The 20,096-nt window shown below is 47.1% G+C and carries 17 protein-coding genes; 6 read left to right on the top strand and 11 right to left on the bottom strand.

Features of this window, described 5'->3' with window-relative positions; translation table 11 throughout:
• Nucleotide 1: 1 nt before the first annotated feature.
• The 9 genes from ABLV75_RS12775 to ABLV75_RS12735 form a co-directional block, all read right to left on the bottom strand.
• Nucleotides 2-2,563 (bottom strand): beta-ketoacyl-[acyl-carrier-protein] synthase family protein, encoded by a 2,562-nt coding sequence (locus ABLV75_RS12775; RefSeq protein ID WP_071991980.1) that lies wholly within the window; start codon nt 2,561-2,563, stop codon nt 2-4.
• Between the two features lie 81 nt (nt 2,564-2,644).
• Nucleotides 2,645-3,805: an aminomethyltransferase family protein gene (locus tag ABLV75_RS12770; protein ID WP_004099490.1), complete on the bottom strand. Its 1,161-nt coding sequence runs from the start codon at nt 3,803-3,805 to the stop codon at nt 2,645-2,647.
• A 31-nt stretch (nt 3,806-3,836) separates the two neighbouring features.
• Nucleotides 3,837-4,118, bottom strand: coding sequence for a phosphopantetheine-binding protein (locus ABLV75_RS12765; RefSeq protein ID WP_004099489.1), 282 nt, complete (start codon nt 4,116-4,118; stop codon nt 3,837-3,839).
• 19 nt (nt 4,119-4,137) lie between these two features.
• Complete coding sequence (locus tag ABLV75_RS12760; RefSeq protein ID WP_024273836.1) at nt 4,138-4,686, bottom strand: 3-hydroxyacyl-ACP dehydratase FabZ family protein; 549 nt, start codon at nt 4,684-4,686, stop codon at nt 4,138-4,140.
• A 3-nt stretch (nt 4,687-4,689) separates the two neighbouring features.
• Nucleotides 4,690-5,445, bottom strand: coding sequence for a 3-oxoacyl-ACP reductase family protein (locus ABLV75_RS12755; RefSeq protein ID WP_004110989.1), 756 nt, complete (start codon nt 5,443-5,445; stop codon nt 4,690-4,692).
• A gap of 18 nt (nt 5,446-5,463) precedes the next feature.
• A complete protein-coding gene (acpS, locus tag ABLV75_RS12750; RefSeq protein ID WP_004099485.1) occupies nt 5,464-5,832 on the bottom strand; it encodes a holo-ACP synthase in 369 nt (122 codons plus the stop codon).
• Nucleotides 5,833-5,850: 18 nt separating this feature from the next.
• On the bottom strand, nt 5,851-7,497 hold the full coding sequence (locus ABLV75_RS12745) for a ShlB/FhaC/HecB family hemolysin secretion/activation protein (RefSeq protein ID WP_004099482.1): 1,647 nt from the start codon (nt 7,495-7,497) through the stop codon (nt 5,851-5,853).
• A 64-nt stretch (nt 7,498-7,561) separates the two neighbouring features.
• Nucleotides 7,562-10,288 carry a filamentous hemagglutinin N-terminal domain-containing protein gene (locus ABLV75_RS12740; protein WP_224324037.1) on the bottom strand — a complete coding sequence of 909 codons (2,727 nt, stop codon included), beginning with the start codon at nt 10,286-10,288 and terminating at the stop codon, nt 7,562-7,564.
• A gap of 1,178 nt (nt 10,289-11,466) precedes the next feature.
• Nucleotides 11,467-11,958 (bottom strand): YajQ family cyclic di-GMP-binding protein, encoded by a 492-nt coding sequence (locus ABLV75_RS12735; protein WP_004099480.1) that lies wholly within the window; start codon nt 11,956-11,958, stop codon nt 11,467-11,469.
• 142 nt (nt 11,959-12,100) lie between these two features.
• Between ABLV75_RS12735 and panE the strand changes: the two genes are divergently transcribed.
• Nucleotides 12,101-13,012: a 2-dehydropantoate 2-reductase gene (gene panE / locus ABLV75_RS12730; protein WP_004099477.1), complete on the top strand. Its 912-nt coding sequence runs from the start codon at nt 12,101-12,103 to the stop codon at nt 13,010-13,012.
• Entirely contained in the window at nt 12,975-13,568 is a 594-nt protein-coding gene (gene yajL / locus ABLV75_RS12725; RefSeq protein WP_004099475.1) for a protein deglycase YajL, read from the top strand. Before panE ends, yajL begins: the two co-directional genes overlap by 38 nt.
• 29 nt (nt 13,569-13,597) lie before the next feature.
• On the opposite strand, the gene ABLV75_RS12720 is transcribed toward yajL, so the two are convergent.
• Both ABLV75_RS12720 and thiI read right to left on the bottom strand, forming a co-directional pair.
• Complete coding sequence (locus tag ABLV75_RS12720) at nt 13,598-14,230, bottom strand: hypothetical protein (protein ID WP_348854990.1); 633 nt, start codon at nt 14,228-14,230, stop codon at nt 13,598-13,600.
• A gap of 23 nt (nt 14,231-14,253) precedes the next feature.
• The gene (thiI, locus tag ABLV75_RS12715) at nt 14,254-15,702 is read right to left on the bottom strand and encodes a tRNA uracil 4-sulfurtransferase ThiI (protein ID WP_024273832.1); all 1,449 of its coding nucleotides are present in this window, start codon (nt 15,700-15,702) and stop codon (nt 14,254-14,256) included.
• A 198-nt stretch (nt 15,703-15,900) separates the two neighbouring features.
• Here thiI and xseB point away from each other — a divergent pair, with 198 nt between their 5' ends.
• From xseB to ABLV75_RS12695, 4 genes are read left to right on the top strand one after another with little or no spacing between them, the layout of a single operon-like run.
• The gene (gene xseB / locus ABLV75_RS12710) at nt 15,901-16,143 is read left to right on the top strand and encodes an exodeoxyribonuclease VII small subunit (protein ID WP_004099468.1); all 243 of its coding nucleotides are present in this window, start codon (nt 15,901-15,903) and stop codon (nt 16,141-16,143) included.
• Nucleotides 16,144-17,043 (top strand): (2E,6E)-farnesyl diphosphate synthase, encoded by a 900-nt coding sequence (ispA, locus tag ABLV75_RS12705; RefSeq protein ID WP_004099466.1) that lies wholly within the window; start codon nt 16,144-16,146, stop codon nt 17,041-17,043.
• A gap of 18 nt (nt 17,044-17,061) precedes the next feature.
• Nucleotides 17,062-18,924: a 1-deoxy-D-xylulose-5-phosphate synthase gene (dxs, locus tag ABLV75_RS12700; RefSeq protein ID WP_004099465.1), complete on the top strand. Its 1,863-nt coding sequence runs from the start codon at nt 17,062-17,064 to the stop codon at nt 18,922-18,924.
• A gap of 59 nt (nt 18,925-18,983) precedes the next feature.
• Entirely contained in the window at nt 18,984-19,958 is a 975-nt protein-coding gene (locus ABLV75_RS12695; RefSeq protein ID WP_004099464.1) for an aldo/keto reductase, read from the top strand.
• Nucleotides 19,959-20,096 lie beyond the last annotated feature (138 nt).

The following is a 20,096-nucleotide window of genomic DNA, read 5'->3' as shown; positions in this document are numbered from 1 at the left end:
ATTATCCTTTGATAATAATTGCGTAATAGTTGCCGCCTTCCGTCGCCCCTACCAGCAATACATATTTAATTTTGATATTCAGAGGCTGACGCACAAAATTTATACGCTGATCAACAAAGTCACTGGTATACGGTATAGCAGGAACTGCCTGCTTTTTAATACAATCAAGAAGTATGATCAGATTCAACAAGCCTGCACACGAAGCCACGAAGCCAAAAAAGGCGTTGTAGTTGACTACCGGGACTATTGGATTAACCTGACGAAATGATTCATATATGGCATTCAACTCAATTGTTGAATTCTCAATGCTTCCGTTGCTGGTGCCACACACCAAATCGATATCTCTGGCACAAATTCCTGCATCATTAAGCGCGCGTTCGATGGCTAAGGCCATTGCGCTGGATTTTTCATCAATTTGAGTAACATCAAAATAGCTGTTGTTGCATGATTTACCATACCCGACAACTTCCGCTAAAACCTCAGCGCCGCGCGCAGCGGCCGCAAGCGGATCTTCGAGCATTAACATACAGGCGCCTTCGCCAGGTACGTAGCCCTTCGCTTCTTTAGCATAGACCTGATAGTCCCTGACATCAGATGCCGCGTGAATCTTCTGCGTCACCCCATCCATGTATAGAGACATGGAAGGGAAATACTCATCAGCGCCCCCGACAATAACTTGCGGCTGAAGCTGCTGGCGAATGATCTCATAACCATAAGTTAATGCGCCAAGAGCCGCATTTTCACCGGTTGCAAGAGTAGTGGTGTACCCTTTTACCCCTTCAGAAATACCGCAAAAAGTTGCAATCGCATTCATCAGTGAACCAGGAAACTCCGACGTACGTACCTTTCCAGGGTCTGGCTTCAGACTCTGCAAATATTTATAAGTTGTCTCTTGTGGCCCGCGCGCCATGCCCATAACCAGACCGAGTTCTTCTCCATCGCGCTTAATACGTCGCTTAGCCATATTTAGCGCTTCCGTAAGCGCAATTAGCGCGAAGGTACCGCCGCGAGTAGCCTTACGCGAATCGAAGCGACGCAGGTGTTTACGCGGCTCAATCCCTTTGACCTGGAAAGTTTTAAAGGTGGATGGTTCATGCGATGCTTCACAGCTGGCAATGCCATAATTTGCCCCAAAAAGCTCCTCAAACTGCCTGCTCTTTATTAAAACATGCAGCAGCTCTTCAGCTTCAATTAATACATCTTGAGGGAAAATGATCTCCTCAAGCTCGACGGCGCTGCTTTCAATTTGACTAATATTCGTAAGTATTTCATTGATACGATGCCCAATAGCGGATACAGCTCCTATGCCAGTTATCGCTACCCTTTTGGCCTCATATGAAGTCACCGGAACCGAGCCCGGCCTGGTGCTTACAATCATGCAGCAGTTGTTACCCCCGAATGCATAGTTATTCTTCATAAAGATATTAATATCTTTTTTTACGAACTCATTCGGGACGTAATCCAGATCGCAGTTAGGCCGTGCCTCAGTGAAATTAAGGGTAGGTAGTACCTGTTGGTCAGGCAAAGTGACCAGGCAAGCTATAAGTTCAACGATTCCGGCAGCGCCAATATTATGGCCAAAGTAGGATTTCGTAGAACTGATCGGAATATTTTCAATGTCGCGAAACACTTTTTTCATCGCCAACGTTTCGATTTGATCGTTAGCTTCAGTACCTGTTCCGTGCGCATTAATATAATCAACCTGATCGGGTGTAATCCCCGCATTAGCCATGGCCTTTAACATAACTTGTACTGCTCCGCTGGCTCGCGGATCGGGCCCTGTTTCGTGGTAAGCGTCGCAGGATGTGGCATAAGAAAGAATCTCGCCATAGATGGTAGCGCCGCGTGCAATGGCGTGTTCATACTCTTCCAGTACAATAGCCCCCGCCCCCTCGCCAATTGACATACCGGATTGGCCAGAGAAAGGTGAACAGGATACGGGATGCATGACATTGAGAGCATAAAAGCCAGCAAAGGTCGGTAAATAGATCGGCTCCGTCCCAACTGCCAGCATAGCGCTACTCTTGCCATTCTGAATATAATCGAATGCCATACCTACGGCATTAGGGCTTGCTGTACAGGCCGTGGCAACAAGTTCGACTCCACCTTTCAGCCCTAACAATGTCGAAACGCTGGAACAGCAGGAAGAGAAGCCACCGGAATACATCGCCTTACGTAAGGAAAAATCCTGAATTCGCTGCTCAAAAAGCGGCAGGAAGGCTTCTGTACCCGCAGAGGAAACGCCAACTATTAAGCCCATCTCATCAAGGCAACGAGGGCAGTTAACCAAGCCGGCCTGTATCAACGCGTCCCTGCCAACCTTATATGCCCACAGCGCAGCGTTATCGAGCGAGGCAATAATCTCCTCAGATAATTCAGGACAATCGATTTCATGTAGTACTTCGGCCGCCCGTGCGTTTTCAAACCATTCTGAAAAACGTGCGCTATCAGTAATACCATTTCCCTTCTGTAGCAGGGCTAGCCTGAAATCCTCAATATTATCCGCAAGAGATGACAGGATGCCCATCCCTGTAATAACTACTCTTTTCCTGTTTGTTTTCATAATATCCGGAAAACCCTTGATTTAAACAGCAAATAAAAAATAACGACCGTGTTTAGCAAGTTAACTTTAATACTCTATGCTTTATAAAACACTTTTCGCTTTCGATGGATCAATATAGCTATGCGTTGTCGGGTTAACCAGCAAACTGAAATTATATATAAATGGTAAAGTTTTAGTTTTTGCCGCAATATCACCGTGCGCTGTTTTTATTATGTAACCGTCGATGTCTGATAGTGCATAAGGGGTATTAATAAACGCCAACGCTATCCAACTTTGCGCAGCCGGAGAATATACAGCATTAATAATAAACCCAACGGTCTGCCCATTAACAAGGATTTTATCATCCTTGCTAAGCGACGCGCAATTAACGCACGGAACAATGCCAACAACTTTGCGAGCAGCACTCTGGGCAGACATCAGCTCAACAGCAGCTTTGCCGATGAAATCTTCCTTGTCATACTGGATAGCCCACTGCAATTGTAATTCGACAGGGTTTGTTGAATATTCTGCGTAAATGCTTTGATCCCAGCCAGGATTTTCTACGCGAACTATACGCTGGTAATCCAAACCGCCAGTTTTAAGTAAGTACTTAACTCCTATCTTTTGTAATTTAACCCATAGTTCAACGAGTAAACTTTGAGGGCCAATTACTTGATAGGCAAACTCCCCATGCTTACCGCAGCGGAAGACAATTAAGTCATCTTCAGTATTCATGTATTCGCAATAAGGAAGACCGATGATATCATATCCATAGATCTCGGACATCAACTCCCAGGAATATGGCCCTTCAAGCATGATAGCCCCCCAGTTATCGTCTTCCATGGATTTTATTTCCGGGATCTCCTGAATACCTAAATCATCATATTTTTCCGCTGCGAACTTAAGGACTTCTATAATCCTGGCAACAGAAATATTTTCAGACAATATATAATAACCATCCATAGCACACAGCACATACATATCACCAAGGATAGTCCCGTCGTCATTTAAGACGAGTGAATAAATTCCTTGTTCATCTCGTACAATTGAAATGTCAGCAGAGGCAATGTGATTTACAAGAATCCATGCATCTTCACCTGTTACGCTAACAATGGCCATATGAGAGTAGTCGACCAGCAAAGCATTCTCTCTCACCGCTTTATATTCATCTAAAATATCATGATAGGATGAAGGTATGCTCCGGTTGTTATAATTGCCCATCACAGCATTATCTTCTAAATGTAAATCGAAAAGCGAGCTCATAAAACACCTTTATAAATTAACATGATTGACATCAGGAATGTTTTTTCTGAATAATAAATGAAGCAAGGCTATTAATACTTCTCATATATGATGGATCATCCCCTTCTTGCACTTGAATGTTAAAAGCCTTATCAAGCATGACGATAATCTCCGTCGCATCAACAGAGTCCAACTTCAGTCCATTACCAAACAAAGGAGTATCGTCATCAATTTGATGCTCTTCACGTTGAATATTAAGCCGATGAATAAGCTCCGCTTTTATAGTCACAAGTATTGATTTTCTTTGATCGATCTTCTCATTAATATCAGTCATAACATTCCCTTACGATAAATTATAAAACTTCCCGAAAATTGATAATGGTGCCCTGGCTTATAATTTTCTTACCTACATTGGCAATAACCGAGTAATGTTTAAAGCCATTATTGTCAGAAAACGCGAGTTTACTTACCACTTCAATAGTATCCCCCGGATAAGCTGAGGCTTTAAACTTCAAATTTTGCGCAGCCAGTACTCCACGTACCTGTGCCCGACGCTTATGTATAACTTCAAGCATATCAGGTTGATCTATATATGTGTGGATATCACGCAGAGTTAGAAATTCTCGCCCTGTGCGTAGTTGATAAATATCGCAAATGTCACACAAAAAAGAGAAATATTCACTAGCTTGGCCAAATATCTCCGAAATAATAGCCCCTGGCATGATAGGATCTTCAGGAAAATGGCCAAGAAGATACGGTTCATTATAAGTGACATGCTTTATCACTTTAACATACCCATTCTCGCCATACTTAAAATCATCGATTCTATCTACCATTAACAATGGCTGGCGCCACCCACCCATAGCCAGAAAAACTTTTGTCGGGATCTTAAATTTTGACATATATCACCGCATAACCATACCACCATCAATGACGATGGTTTGCCCGACAATATAACTTGAAGCAGAAGAGCTCAAATAAACAATAGTATTTGCAACTTCTTCACATTTCCCAAGGCGCTTAAGCGGAATTGAATTAGTGACTTCACGCACTACCGTACGAGACACTTTTTTAACCATTTTTGATTCGATCATTCCCGGCGCAACGGCATTTACTCGTACGCCCCGTGGCGCAAGCTCAGCGGCCAGCGTTCGTGTGAAACTTAAAATGGCACCTTTGGAAGCGCTATAATTAACCTGACCAATACTCGGAACAATAGCAGCAATAGATGCAACATTAATGATTGCAGGGTTCTGGGCCGAACGTAACAAAAGTAAGACCTCTTTAGTCAAGCGAAAAAGCCCCAGAAGATTAGTATTAATAACAGAGCTAAAATCATCAAAAGTCATAGCAGCAAAGAGGTTATCTTTCACTATTCCTGCATTGTTCACTAAAACATCCAGTTTTCCTTTATCACTGGATAATTGTGCACATATGGCCGCAACATCTTCCTGATTCGATAGATCCCCCTGCAGGAGATGAAGTTTTTTTCCAGCAGGATGATGTGATTGAAGCTCCATCAACTGCGCTTTATTGGTGCAGTAAAGTGCATAAACGACGCATCCTTGCTCAAGAAATTTGCCGCAAATGGCGTGACCGATATCACCGCTGGCACCTGTGACTAATACGGTTTTATCAACGAGGTCATTATAATTATACATATCTATTGATCACCTTAATTAACAAAGAATAGTCACTGCGATTGCATGAGTACGGCAATGAGAGATACTTAAGGAGATATTAGCAACTCCTTGCTCATCGAGGATTTCCTTCAGTCTTCCGGTTATCAAAAACGCTGGCTTTCCATATTCATCATGCGTAACCTCAATATCATGAAAGCGGATTTTATTGTTAAACCCATAACCTACTGCTTTTACAATTGATTCTTTTGCCGCCCAGAACCCAGAAGCGCGCTCATAATTTGGGTCGTGCGGGTTAATTTTATTAATCTCAGCATGAGTAAACACTCTCTGTAAAAAGCAAGAATTGCTGTTCGTCAAGGCCTGAATAATTCTTTCCACTTCAACAATATCCGTACCAACACGCATGATTTATCGCTACGATAGTTATAATTGGTAATTAAAGTTAAACTTAACTTTATACTTATCTACATTTAAATTATCGGGGTAGACAAAAGGGCTCGATAAGGATAAATCGTACTCCAAACCATAAACAACTCCTTTTAAACCGGTTATGCCGCCCATTATTTTTTTACTCTCAATCTCCTGTACCGGGACCTTACCGATGATTTGGCCATAATCCAGACCAAAATAGGGAGTTATGTTTTTATAACCTGTAATAAGATTGAGCGTGTTCTGTATATAGAATCCCTTATTACCATAAATTCCTCCACTATCATCAAAGCCACGAACACTCCAACGGTCGCCTATAGTAAGCTGATCCTGTAGAGTAAGATTATCCGGCGTATACTGTACACCGAGATTAAGTTCATAATAAGCATCAACAGGTAATGAAGTTAGCCATTTCATATAATTCACATTCAGATTCATGATCTGACTCTGGCGACTTACATCTCCGTTACGCATATCCGGCGTTTCTGTACTTCCTAAGGCCTTGATAAAACGCAGCCAGCTTAAACTGGAATCTAACACGGCCCCGGGGAAATTTTTCTTGTAATTTACCCCGAGCTTCAAATTACTCATATCGCGTTTTTGTAAAACTAATTCTTCCCCCCCTAATGTATAATCATACTTGCGTCTGATAAGTTCTGCATTGGCGGAAAGCTTTGAACTCGCATCACGATGCAGCATTCGTGATCCCTTAAGGCTGAAGTACTGCGTCTTCCCCACATAGTCAAAATCATAGGGGCCAACATCAATACTCTGTTTTGATTTACTACTACTATAAAAAAGGCTTAATTCAGAGTATCCAAAAGGGATACTATAGTAGGTGCTAACATTTTTATACCCTCCTGTCTGACTACTGGTACCGGCCAAATAAAAAAGATCGCTAGATTTCGTTAAATTATAAAGATAACCGGTTGTCCCTAAGAGTTGGTTGCCAGTACTTTTATCACCAAAATTGTTATATGTTGTTCTTAAATTCCATCTTTTAGTACGCTGAGGTTTAATCTCAACTTCACTGGTACCGTTGTTAACGCCAGGTATGATATTTATCTTAACATCAACCCAAGGCGTCCTCTGTATATTTTCCAGCCCCTGCTCAATATCCCTGACATTCAGAATATCCCCTTCCTTAAAGGGCAACCCCCATGTACTTATATCATTATCAGATATAATAAGTTGTGATATTCGCCCAGGAATAACTCGCAGCTTTAGTTTTTTAGTCAAAAGATCCTGAGAAGGTATCTCGACTCGGGTTGTTATGTACCCGGAATTTATAAAGTGATCCTGCAAAACGACAGCTGCTTTTTGTAATCCTTTGACCCCTAAACACTTACCGGTGATTCTTTTTTTAATTTTTTGGATCCAGCGATCGTTCAGGAAGTCATTTTCGAGAATAAGCTCGTCAATATCATAGCATGGCGTTTCTTGCGGAAAATCGCTATCCACCGCTATTTCCTGTACGGCTTGCGAAAAAACATCTTTTTTTTCAATCTTCCGTTCTTTGATTGATGTATTATCATTACTCTGCTGTTCTTTTATCATACGCCCGAGTGGCATGTCTGCAAACGTCTTCGAGCTGAAACTCATTAATATCAAGGCCGCGCTGAAAATATATCGAATATCCATTTCGTTTCCTGACAGGTAAAAGCAGCAATCCCTTGCTGCCTTTACCTTATATTTAGCGTTCTATCTATTTACCAACCACAGTACCAAATATATTTGTTATATTTGCAGCTGTCTGAAGTCCTTGAGCCCCACCAAAGACAGCCCAAAAGCCAGTATTGATAACTTTTTTGGCATTGATTACTGCTTTTCCTTCGGTATAGATATTCAAATAGTTATAGATATTATTTGCCACATTCAAATTGAGTTGGGATGAAGCAACCAGGTTACCCATATTAGAGACATTATTAGCATCGACCCTGGTCGTATACCCAGTGATATTACCATTAGCATTGTTGGTCAAGTCAGTATTGGTAGTAATTGTCAATGCCTTGCCAGAAACGATATCTTTATTGTTAGCTATAGTGTATCCACTAACGTTAAGATTCCCGTCAGCATTAATGGTATGAGAATTTCTTAAATAGCCGGTGCTTTTTACAGTCACATCCCCCTTGCCACTAATCCAGCCATTATTGAAATAATCACCATTAACATTTATGAAAATATCTCTATCTGAGGAAATAATACCAGTTGCGGTATTTTTAGCGATAGAACCGTTACCTTCTAAAGACAGCGAGTCAACATTAATATTCATGTTGCCTGCACTGTAAACGGTTGAATAATCTGCAGCAACATGTTTGGCAGCGATGTTCATGTTGCCAGAATTAGCAACCACCTGCCCTTTGTTGTTTGCCAGGTTACCAGAAAGGTTAATGTTAGCATCTCCCGACTGAGAGATAATACGTCCAGAAGTATTGTTGACATTTTTTGCAGTAATATTCAGATCTTTACCGGCGATTACACCGCCTTCCTGGTTGATATAACCGAAATATTGTCCAGCATAAGCTCCAAACATGTTACTAGAACTAACATTAATGTCGCCTTCCGCCTTTAACGTCAGGTTTTCATCGGAGACCATCATTGAATACTTGCTGTCCAGATATGAGCCTGATTCAACGTTGATATTTTTGGCGAGAATCAATGAGCTGTCGTTAATAATTTTGTTAGCTTTAATCGATACGTCACCCTCGGTAGACGTTACCATAGCAAGACGGCTATCAAATTTGTCGCTAAGCTCGATATTAACACCTTTTATACCATTGATTCCTGCCTGGCTGGTCCGCAGCTCACGACCTTCGATTGAAATATTCTGACTACTTTCAATTTTCCCCTGGTAGTTATCGATATCTCTAGTGGTCTTTAATTTAATATCACCAGCTGAGGCGATTGTTCCAGCATTATTAAAGACATAATCTGCCGAGATGTCTGTGCCGCTTCCAGAAATTATACCTTTGGCCTCAGCACCGGCCGGATCGAGTGATTTATTATTGTTATTTTTAATAGCTTTAGTAGTTGTTATTTTTACATTAGCTGCACTGGAGCGAATCAAGCCAGTTATATTTTCTATATTACCAGCACTATTAATCTCTACGTTTCCATCGGCATCAATAACGCCAGAGTTATTAGCCATAGAGCTATTCTTTAGATTAATATAATTGCCATGTATTTGACCATTACTATTGCTGAGTTCTCCGCTCTCGATAAGTACTATTGCCGCTTCGATACCAGCGTTTTTGCTTCTTCCGGAGTTGTTCAGCTTATTATTGTTGGTATTAACCGTTAACATTCCTCCAGATGCAATCTTACCATTGGCATTATCCAGTGCACCGCTTAGAATGTTAATATCTGATGCAGCAGAAATGTTTCCCCCAGTGGTATTATTGATGCTGCTTTTGGCAGTATCAATTGTAATACTTCTACCGCTGTTAATTTTACCGTTTATATTATCCAGAGCACCATGGGTATTTACAGCTATGTCGCCACTAGATTGGATCATAGCGCTGTTATTTATTAGCTTACCGTTGCTAGTGATATTAAGGCCACTGGCACCGCCGGCAATAGTCCCTTCGTTACGTACCCCAACGCCGCCTTCAGTGCTAATCAAATTAATGCGGTTGGCATACATACCGCCGAGTTTAGAGACATCCACGCCATAGGAAGCAGCTTTATCGATGGCCTCCACTGTGCCGGTGATAGAACCATCGACATCGATAACGTTGTTGCCTGCGGTGACTGATAGCTCATCAACTCTTAGACTTCCGTTCACTTTGACGCTGCGGGCTAAAATTTCTGTGGGTGATTCACTTTGGAAGTTACCAACAGTAATATTGCCGCCCTTCACGGTATAACCAGTTAATGCACCATCTTTTACATTTGGCGTACCGGTCGTCAGCGTCCCTTTTTCCGCATTGATGAAACCACCCCCTTGGGTGGTAATCCCATTTGGGTTAGCAATGATCAGATGAGCAGAGTCGCCGGCCACTTCCATCATCCCGTTGATGGTACTTGCATTTTTTGAAGTTACTTCATTCAAAATAACTTTCGCGGTTCCACCCGCGAGATTAGCATTACCTTCAATCTGCCCGGCCAGAGTCGTTTGCACGGCGCTGGCGGAGTTATTGAAAATCACCCCTTCTTTGCCCACGTTTAGTGTTTCGTAAACGTTATGTGAGAGTCCTTTGCTATTTGCTTCTTTAATATTCACAACAGGAACACCGTTTGCTGACGTGACGTTCCCATTAATGATTGAGATATCAGCTTGGGCCATTACCGGTAAAAGCAGTAATATTGAAGCAGCAACAGGATTTAATTTTAGCATTCTTTTTTTATTCGCGTAATGTTTCATATAAACCTTTTCAGATAGTATTGATAGAGCACAGCCTAATGGAATTACACAATGTGCAAGCATCATCATTCACATCAGGCCATTTTTAGCACACTAATTAGTGCACCGATCCTTGTGTGTAAATCACATCCAATTCATCAACATCTTGTATACAGCAACCAATATGATTTATGAAATATATGAAGCATAAACTTTAGTATTTTTAAGCAAAATATTTAGTCGATTATATTTTTAATTTACGAATTTTACCCTCTGCAGAGGTTGTATCCGCGTAAGCTTATCTCTGTTCTGCACCTTATGGTTTAGGCCGCTGATATTATCCCTGCCGGCCACAGCTTTCATACAACACTTAACTGACTTCGCTATACTTTCCTCGAATAGTTTCATAAACAAAAGTGAATTATTACCCATTATATCAACTTCCAGACCTTCATGATGAAGATCAAGAATGAATATTATCTTTAAAATAAATCGGAAGATCTCTAATATCCTCAACCTTGTGTTTACTATTGTTTCATGCGAAACCAAAAAGAATAACACCGCTCAAAGCCGGCCTTCAACAATTTGATTTTATTGGACTTTTGAAACAACCTCAAATAAAGACACCATTCGGTCAGTCGCTATTCTTTCGTAAACTCACTTCACAATATTGATAAAGTGAGGATACTTGTAAACATCTGGAAGTTAGTATTACCTATCTGAAATTGCTTTAATTTTATTTTCATCAATTTCTGATACCTTATGCAATGTGTCATTGACCATTAAATTATAAAAATACCAGGCAGGTAAATAATAAGTACGATGAATAAAAACATCTCCATATTCCCCTACCGTACAAATTTTATATGGCGGCAACATAGTGAAAGTCGAATAATTCAACCGACTCTTTGATGAGTAAAAGCGCTAATACGTCAATGAATAGTCTATTAAGGAGTTAGCATGGCAAAACATGAAATATATTTGAATGCAAGCTCAAGGACATAACCTTGCCGGCTATCGCCAGTATTATGCAACTGGCGTGCTGTACCGCTTACCAGTCATAATCGATATCGGGTTTAATGTCTGAGAGCAAGCCGCTGTTGCGAGGCTGAAAGGAGATTGATTAACTAAAGGGAATATTATTTTGTAGTTGAATTCATTTATTTCACATTTAAAATGTCATGATTCAGAACGTGAGTGAAAATGAGCGACGGCTTATCCGACCGTTCTAATGGGCCGGATAAGCGCGTACTATCTGAGCATACTGGCTAATCGCGGAAATTTTTGAACTGGAACGGCTGACCTAAATCACCGCCGCGTACCAGCGCCATAACCGCCTGCAGATCGTCACGAGATTTTCCAGTAACGCGAATTTCTTCACCCTGGATCTGCGCCTGCACCTTCAGCTTACTGTCCTTAATAAGCTTAACGATTTTCTTCTGCGTCGCGCTCTCAATTCCCTGCTTCAGCTTTGCATCGACAAACCAGGTCTTACCGCTGTGCACGAACTCATCCGGAACTTCAATAGAACTGCCTTCAATTCCGCGTTTAAGCAGCTTGGCGCGCAGAATATCCAGCAGTTGATTAATCTGGAAATCAGACTCACTGAGGACCTTGATGGACTCGTTCTTTTCGTTCAGTTCAAAGCTCGCTTCGACGTTACGAAAATCAAAACGCGATTCAACCTCACGGGTCGCGTTCTCTACGGCGTTTCGAACTTCCTGAAGATCGACTTCAGAGACAATATCGAAAGATGGCATCTTTTCCTCTCCTTCAGTTTCTTTTGCGTTGCATAATACCTGCAACGCGACATAACTCAACTTGTTATCCCGAAAGGATAACTGATAACGCTATACTTTAGCCATGAGCACCTGATGCAGCACTCACAGGTGAGGAGGAATAATGAAAGTAACCGTACTCGGATGCGGTGCACTGGGACAGTTATGGCTAACTGCGCTGTACAAACACGGGCATGAAGTCCAGGGCTGGTTACGCGTCCCCCAGCCATTCTGTAGCGTCAATGTCATTGATACCGACGGTAGCGTGTTTAATGAATCATTTATCGCTAACGATCCTGATTTTCTCGCCAGTAGCGACCTGTTACTGGTCACGCTGAAAGCCTGGCAGGTCTCCAACGCGGTGAAAAATCTGAGCGCAATTTTGCCCTCATCATCGCCTGTTTTGCTCATGCATAATGGTATGGGAACCGTGGATGAGCTTAAAAGCATCAGACAGCCGCTGCTGATGGCTTCGACAACCCAGGCTGCTCGCCGCGACGGCAACGTCATTGTCCATGTTGCCAATGGCACCAGCCACATTGGTCCAGCGAAAAATTATCCGCAGGACTACAGTTATCTTGCCGATGTGCTCCAGGGCGTGCTACCTGACGTTGCCTGGCATAATAATATCTACCCCGCAATCTGGAGTAAGCTGGCGGTTAACTGCGTGATCAACCCGCTGACGGCGTTGAAGAACTGCCAGAACGGCGCCTTACGCGAATATCCTCAGGAGGTCGCTGACATCTGCTATGAAGTTGCGGCGGTTATGGAGCGCGAGGGGATGCATACCTCGCCGGAAAACCTGTTATTCTATGTTCATCAGGTTATTGAAAGTACGGCAGAAAATACTTCTTCAATGCTGCAGGATATTCTCGCCCAGCGCCATACGGAAATCGACTATATTACCGGTTTTCTGCTAAAGCGTGCCCGAGCCCACGGTATAGCCGTACCTGAAAATACCCGTCTGTTTGAACTGGTTAAGCGTAAGGAGAATGAATATGAGCGCGTCGGCACTGATTTGCCTCGCCCCTGGTAGCGAAGAGACCGAAGCGGTCACCACCATAGATTTACTCGTTCGCGGCGGCATAAAGGTCACAACCGCCAGCGTCGCCAGCGATGGCGATCTGACGATTGTCTGCTCCCGCGGCGTCAAGCTGCTGGCCGATGCGCCACTGGTGGAAGTGGCCGATGGCGACTTCGATATCATCATTCTTCCTGGCGGCATTAAGGGCGCCGAGTGCTTCCGCGACAGCCCTCTGCTGGTTGAGACCGTGCGTCAGTTTCACCTTTCCGGGCGTATCGTCGCAGCGATCTGCGCCGCGGCGGCCACCGTACTGGTGCCGCATAATCTGTTCCCCATCGGCAATATGACCGGATTTCCCGGGTTGAAAGATCGCATTCCTGCCGGGCAGTGGCAGGACAGGCGCGTCGTCTGGGATGCTCGCGTTAAGCTACTTACCAGCCAGGCACCCGGGACGTCCATTGATTTCGCTTTAAAGATAATTGATCTGCTGGTTGGGCGTGAAAAAGCCCATGAAGTCGCATCACAGCTGGTCATGGCGGCGGGAATTTATAACTACTACGAAGCGTGAGCCAACGGCGGAAATTTCCGCCGTTACCTTCACATATGACGTTCAATAAACCTGAATACCTGCGCTCGCGGATACGCATCTAAATCAACGGGGATCCACAAAAATCCTAAGGTCCCTAAATCTAAATAATCCATTTTTCCGTGAGTTACGATCCCCTTAACGTGTCTCCACGCCAGAAAAGCCCGGTAATTTTGATTAGAGTGATCCATCCAGCTTACGCCCTCCTCCCACAGCTGAAGGCAATATCCGCTGCGAATAGCTTCATTGGCGTCATAAAAGCGACGGGACCAACATCTCTGAAATCGGCGATAAAGAAGCCGGATGGTCAACACGCCGACAATGTAGCATCCCAGAAAAACGGCTATCACCTTTGAATTGCGTAACCTGAAAAGATACTCGCCCGCCCCATCGCTAATGGACCAGGCGCTTAATCTGAACTGATAATGACCATCGCTCAATGACGAAAAAAAGGCAAAAATCAGCCACATAATAAGTGTGCTAATAAGAAATGCGGGTACAGGAGCTAAACGGCGGCGACGTTCTGGCAATGCGAGCCGGGCCAGCCTCGCTCCCCACTGGTATTGGGAAAACGACAAACACTGTCCCGGAATATAAATCGTCAACGGCACGCCATCCTGGCCTGCGGGTTGTTCAGGAATCATATAACATCCTTGTTATCAATTTGTTATGGGCGATACACCTTCACGTTCTGGAAGCCCTGCTCGCGCAGATACAGCGCCTGCAGGCGGCTCATCACGCCGCGTTCACACCACAGCAGCCAGGTTTTATTCTGGTCGAGATCGCCAAATTTGGTGCTGAGCTTATAGAACGGTAGAGAGACCACATCCACGCCTTCCACCTTTAACGGCCTGTCATCCTGTTCGTCGACAGAACGAATGTCGAGGATTACGTCGTTCGGGCCAAAGCCGCTGACGGTTTCCACCTCCACCACGTCCTGTTCTGTCTGCTGAGCAATATCGCGGATATCGATATTCGTCGCTTCCGCTACCACTCTTTCCAGGATGTCGAAATCGAAGTGCTCTTCTTCCGCCTCGATCTTCGCCTTTACCGCTTTAATGGTCGGGCTCTTCGAGATAACGCCGCAGTATTCCGGCATGGTACGGGCAAAATCTTCGGTACCGATTTCACGCGCCAGATTAATAATGTGCTCTTTATCGTGTGAAATCAGCGGACGCAGAATCAGGGTATCCGAGACGTTGTCGATCAGACGCAGGTTGGTCAGCGTCTGGCTGGAGACCTGTCCCAGCGCTTCGCCGGTAACCAGCGCCTGCACGCCGTAGCGCTCGGCGACTTTTGACGCCGCGCGAACCATCATACGCTTGAGCACCACGCCCATCTGGCCATCATCGACTTTTTCCAGAATCTCGCCAACCACGGGTTCGAAGTTAATCGCCACGAAACGTACCCGGTGGGAACTGCCGAAACGGTTCCACAGGTAGTGCGCCACCTGACGTACGCCGATTTCATGCGCAGCGCCGCCGAGATTAAAGAAGCAGTAGTGCACGCGACAGCCGCGACGCATCAGCATATAGCTGGAGACGCCGGAGTCGAAACCGCCGGAAATAAGCGACAACACGTCTTCCTGGGTGCCGATCGGGAAACCGCCAATACCTTCATAGCGCCCTTTAACCAGCAGCAGGCGATCGTTTTCAATCTCGAGGTTCACCGTCACATCGGGGTCGGTTAACTTCACGCGCGCCGTTTCAATATGTTGGTTCAAACCGCCGCCAACGTAGCGCTCGACTTCGATTGAGGTAAACTCATGCTTACCGCGGCGCTTAACGCGCACGCAAAAGGTTTTACCTTCCAGCGCTTCACGCCACAGCGGCAGCGTCTGCTCGAAAATATCGTGCAGGGAAGTATAAGGAACGTCCTCGACTTCAAGAATATGGTGAATACCGGGGATACGGGTCAGGGCATCGCGAATAGCCAGGCGCTGGTTTTCATCCTTTGCCCGAACCTCGATATGATCCCAATGACGAACGACGGCAAGCGTCTCATCATAGTTTTTGAGAACGTTACGAATGTTCCCGGTTAAAATTTTAATGAAGCGCAATCGCACAGATTGGCTTTTGATGGTGATTTCCGGGAACAATTTAATGATAAACTTCATGGCGACAATATTCGTTGGCAAGCCCGACGGGGCTTTAAGCATAAAAAGTTGTACAGGCGCGATCGGCGTCTGCATCCAGGGCGCGGAGTATACCACTGTTGGACGCTTTTCACCTGGCATTGCGCGTTATTTGATTAACCGCGCGACTTCGTTACCATATTGATAGCCATCGAGACATAACAAGAGTCTATATTCACTATGCCAAAGAAAAATGAGGCCCCGGCCAGCTTTGAGACCGCCCTGGGCGAGCTGGAGCAGATTGTTAATCGTCTGGAAAGCGGCTCGCTGCCGCTAGAAGAAGCGCTCGGCGAATTCGAGCGCGGCATACAGCTTGCGCGCCAGGGGCAGGCAAAGCTGCAGCAGGCCGAGCAGCGCGTGCAAATTTTGCTGGCGGATAGCGAAGATGCGCCGCTGACGCCTTTTACGCCGGACGCTGAATAAATGGATTTTCCGCAACAGCTACAGTCGTGCGTTGAGCAGGCTAACGAAGCGCTGCGTCGTTTTATCGCTCCGCAGCCCTTTCAGAACACTCCGCTGGTCGAAGCCATGCAGTACGGCGCACTATTGGGCGGCAAGCGCCTGCGCCCGTTTCTGGTTTACGCGACCGGCGACATGTTTGGCGTTAGCCGCGCTACGCTGGACGCTCCCGCCGCCGCCGTCGAATGCATCCATGCCTATTCGCTAATGCACGACGATCTTCCGGCAATGGACGATGATGATTTGCGCCGTGGACAGCCGACCTGCCATATAAAATTCGGTGAAGCGAACGCAATTCTTGCTGGAGACGCCCTACAAACGCTGGCGTTTTCTATACTGAGTGATGCGCCGATGCCAGAAGTACCGGATCGCGATCGTCTGGCGATGATTTCTGAACTGGCGCAGGCCAGCGGCATCGCCGGGATGTGCGGCGGTCAGGCGCTGGATCTGGAAGCGGAAGGTCATCAGGTTGACCTGCCGTCGCTGGAGCGTATTCATCGCCATAAGACCGGTGCATTGATTCGCGCAGCGGTACGAATGGGCGCACTGAGCGCAGGTGAAGCCGGACGCAGAGCGTTGCCCGCTCTCGATCGATACGCAGAAAATATCGGTCTCGCCTTCCAGGTCCAGGATGACATTCTCGACGTGGTAGGGGATACTGCCACCCTTGGCAAACGTCAGGGAGCCGACCAGCAGTTGGGCAAAAGTACCTACCCCGCCCTTCTGGGACTTGAGCAAGCCCGGAAAAAGGCCCATGACCTGATTACCGACGCCCGCCGGTCGTTAAACGAGCTGGCCGCGCAATCTCTGGATACCACGGCACTGGAAGCGCTCGCGAATTACATAATTCAGCGTGATAAATAAACAATAAATGAGTCTCTGATGAGTTTTGATATTGCCAAATACCCGACCCTGGCGCTGGTGGACTCCACCCAGGAGTTGCGTTTGTTGCCGAAAGATAGCCTGCCGAAACTGTGCGACGAACTGCGGCGCTACCTGCTGGACAGCGTCAGCCGCTCCAGCGGGCACTTTGCCTCCGGCCTCGGCACGGTAGAGCTAACCGTGGCGCTGCACTACGTCTATAACACGCCTTTCGATCGCCTTATCTGGGACGTCGGCCACCAGGCTTACCCGCATAAAATTCTGACCGGACGCCGCGATCAAATCGGGACTATCCGTCAGAAAGGCGGACTGCACCCCTTTCCCTGGCGCGGGGAGAGCGAGTATGACGTTCTTAGCGTCGGCCACTCGTCCACTTCTATCTCCGCCGGCATCGGCATAGCCATCGCCGCGGCCAAAGAAGATAAGCAGCGTCGCGCGGTCTGCGTGATCGGCGACGGGGCGATCACCGCCGGGATGGCGTTTGAAGCGATGAACCACGCTGGTGATATCAAACCCGACCTGCTGGTAGTGCTCAACGATAACGAAATGTCGATCTCTGAGAACGTCGGCGCGCTAAACAATCATCTGGCGCAGCTGCTTTCCGGAAAACTCTACTCCACGCTGCGCGAAGGCGGCAAAAAGGTCTTCTCTGGCGTACCGCCGATTAAAGAGCTGCTCAAACGCACCGAGGAACATATCAAAGGGATGGTGGTTCCGGGGACGCTGTTTGAAGAGCTGGGCTTTAACTACATTGGGCCGGTGGACGGCCACGATGTTATCGGTCTGGTTAACACGTTGAAGAACATGCGCGATCTGAAAGGTCCGCAGTTCCTGCATATCATGACCAAAAAAGGCCGCGGCTATGAGCCCGCCGAAAAAGACCCGATTACCTTCCACGCGGTGCCGAAGTTCGATCACACCAGCGGCGTGCTACCTAAAAGCAGCGGCGGCCTGCCAACTTACTCGAAAATCTTCGGCGACTGGCTGTGCGAAACCGCCGCAAAGGATGACAAGCTGATGGCCGTTACCCCCGCGATGCGCGAGGGTTCAGGAATGGTCGAGTTTTCGAAAAAGTATCCCGGCCAGTATTTCGACGTGGCTATCGCCGAACAGCATGCGGTCACCTTTGCCGCTGGCCTGGCGATTGGCGGCTATAAGCCGGTGGTGGCGATTTATTCAACCTTCCTGCAGCGCGCCTACGACCAGGTGATTCACGATGTCGCTATCCAGAAGCTGCCGGTGCTGTTCGCTATCGACCGCGCAGGAATCGTTGGCGCTGACGGTCAGACCCATCAGGGCGCATTTGATATCTCCTTCCTGCGCTGCATCCCGGATATGGTTATCATGACGCCAAGCGACGAGAATGAATGTCGCCAGATGCTCTATACCGGCTATCACTACAACGACGGCCCGAGCGCAGTGCGCTATCCGCGTGGCTCCGGTACCGGTGCTGCCTTTGAACCGCTGGCATCGCTGCCTATCGGTAAAGGCGTGGTGAAACGCGAAGGCGAGAAGATCGCCATCCTTAACTTCGGCACGCTGCTGCCACAGGCCGCCAAAGTCGCGGAGAAGCTTAACGCCACTCTGGTGGATATGCGCTTTGCCAAACCGCTGGATGAAGCGCTGGTGCTACAGCTGGCCGCAGAACACGAGGTGCTGGTTACGCTGGAAGAGAATGCCATTATGGGCGGCGCGGGCAGCGGCGTGAATGAGCTGCTGATGTCCCGCCGTCGCGCGGTGCCGGTGCTGAATCTCGGCCTGCCTGATTTCTTCATTCCGCAGGGAACCCAGGAAGAAGCGTATGCCGATCTCGGCCTCGACGCCGCAGGAATTGAAGCCAAAATCCACGCCTGGCTAGCATAATTGCCGTTACCGCTCCTGCTATGCTTAAGGGATACTTTTATCCGTAGCAGGAGCGCACTATGCACTATATCCCTCTTGGCGATACCGATCTCCGCGTCTCTCGGCTCTGCCTTGGCTGTATGACCTTCGGCGAACCGGACCGCGGCAACCATGCATGGACCTTACCGGAAGAGAGCAGCCGCCCGCTCATTAAATACGCCCTCGAAGGCGGGATTAACTTTTTCGACACCTCTAATAATTACTCTGACGGCAGCAGCGAAGAGATCCTCGGCCGCGCGCTGCGCGAATATGCCCGACGCGATTCCGTGATTGTCGCGACCAAGGTTTATCATCAGGTGGGCGATCTGCTGCAGGGACTGTCGCGGGCGCAGATCCTGCGATCTATTGACGACAGCCTGCGCCGTCTCGGCATGGAGTATGTCGACCTGCTGCAGATCCATCGCTGGGATTACACCACGCCCATTGAAGAAACCCTCGAGGCGCTCAACGACGTCGTCAAGGCGGGTAAAGCCCGCTATATCGGCGCATCGTCGATGCATGCGCGCCAGTTCGCGCAGGCGCTGGCATTGCAGGAGCAAAATAACTGGGCTCGCTTCGTCACCATGCAGGATCATTACAATTTGATTTACCGTGAAGAAGAGAATGAGATGTTACCGCTGTGCAGCCGCGCAGGGGTCGCGGTAATGCCCTGGAGCCCGCTTGCGCGCGGTCGTCTGACGCGTCCCTGGGGAGAAACTACCGCCCGCCTGGTATCGGATGAATTCGGTAAGTCGCTCTATAATGCCATGGATGAGAATGACGAGCAGATTGCCGCAAACCTTGCGGAGGTCGCGGAAGAGCTTGATGCCGAGCGCGCTCAGGTCGCGCTGGCCTGGCTATTGAGCAAGCCCGGCGTGGCCGCGCCGATTATCGGCGCGTCAAGGCAGGAACAGCTGGATGAACTGCTGCATGCGGTCGATTTAACGCTGACGCCAGAGCAGATTGAGAAGCTGGAAGCACCGTATAAACCTCACCCGATCGTGGGGTTCAAGTAACCCGCCGTCCCTACCAGATTCCCGGCTCGCGCTGCGCTTAGCCGGGCTACAGATTCACCAATATCTGCGGACAACGGGTTGACCACCGCCTCCGGGAAATTATGCCACTCTGCGCTTTGCTCCCGGGGGCGGCGCAAA

The organism is Klebsiella sp. CN_Kp066, from assembly GCF_040065135.1.
GTDB lineage: Bacteria > Pseudomonadota > Gammaproteobacteria > Enterobacterales > Enterobacteriaceae > Klebsiella > Klebsiella oxytoca.
This window is presented reverse-complemented; position numbering and strand designations above follow the sequence as displayed.

What these genes read in the sequence shown, in the direction of transcription:
- ABLV75_RS12775 (WP_071991980.1), bottom strand. Translation starts at nt 2,563, where the DNA reads ATGAAAACAAACAGGAAAAGAGTAGTTATTACAGGGATGGGCATCCTG.
- ABLV75_RS12770 (WP_004099490.1), bottom strand. Translation starts at nt 3,805, where the DNA reads ATGAGCTCGCTTTTCGATTTACATTTAGAAGATAATGCTGTGATGGGC.
- ABLV75_RS12765 (WP_004099489.1), bottom strand. Translation starts at nt 4,118, where the DNA reads ATGACTGATATTAATGAGAAGATCGATCAAAGAAAATCAATACTTGTG.
- ABLV75_RS12760 (WP_024273836.1), bottom strand. Translation starts at nt 4,686, where the DNA reads ATGTCAAAATTTAAGATCCCGACAAAAGTTTTTCTGGCTATGGGTGGG.
- ABLV75_RS12755 (WP_004110989.1), bottom strand. Translation starts at nt 5,445, where the DNA reads ATGTATAATTATAATGACCTCGTTGATAAAACCGTATTAGTCACAGGT.
- acpS (WP_004099485.1), bottom strand. Translation starts at nt 5,832, where the DNA reads ATGCGTGTTGGTACGGATATTGTTGAAGTGGAAAGAATTATTCAGGCC.
- ABLV75_RS12745 (WP_004099482.1), bottom strand. Translation starts at nt 7,497, where the DNA reads ATGGATATTCGATATATTTTCAGCGCGGCCTTGATATTAATGAGTTTC.
- ABLV75_RS12740 (WP_224324037.1), bottom strand. Translation starts at nt 10,288, where the DNA reads ATGATGATGCTTGCACATTGTGTAATTCCATTAGGCTGTGCTCTATCA.
- ABLV75_RS12735 (WP_004099480.1), bottom strand. Translation starts at nt 11,958, where the DNA reads ATGCCATCTTTCGATATTGTCTCTGAAGTCGATCTTCAGGAAGTTCGA.
- panE (WP_004099477.1), top strand. Translation starts at nt 12,101, where the DNA reads ATGAAAGTAACCGTACTCGGATGCGGTGCACTGGGACAGTTATGGCTA.
- yajL (WP_004099475.1), top strand. Translation starts at nt 12,975, where the DNA reads ATGAGCGCGTCGGCACTGATTTGCCTCGCCCCTGGTAGCGAAGAGACC.
- ABLV75_RS12720 (WP_348854990.1), bottom strand. Translation starts at nt 14,230, where the DNA reads ATGATTCCTGAACAACCCGCAGGCCAGGATGGCGTGCCGTTGACGATT.
- thiI (WP_024273832.1), bottom strand. Translation starts at nt 15,702, where the DNA reads ATGAAGTTTATCATTAAATTGTTCCCGGAAATCACCATCAAAAGCCAA.
- xseB (WP_004099468.1), top strand. Translation starts at nt 15,901, where the DNA reads ATGCCAAAGAAAAATGAGGCCCCGGCCAGCTTTGAGACCGCCCTGGGC.
- ispA (WP_004099466.1), top strand. Translation starts at nt 16,144, where the DNA reads ATGGATTTTCCGCAACAGCTACAGTCGTGCGTTGAGCAGGCTAACGAA.
- dxs (WP_004099465.1), top strand. Translation starts at nt 17,062, where the DNA reads ATGAGTTTTGATATTGCCAAATACCCGACCCTGGCGCTGGTGGACTCC.
- ABLV75_RS12695 (WP_004099464.1), top strand. Translation starts at nt 18,984, where the DNA reads ATGCACTATATCCCTCTTGGCGATACCGATCTCCGCGTCTCTCGGCTC.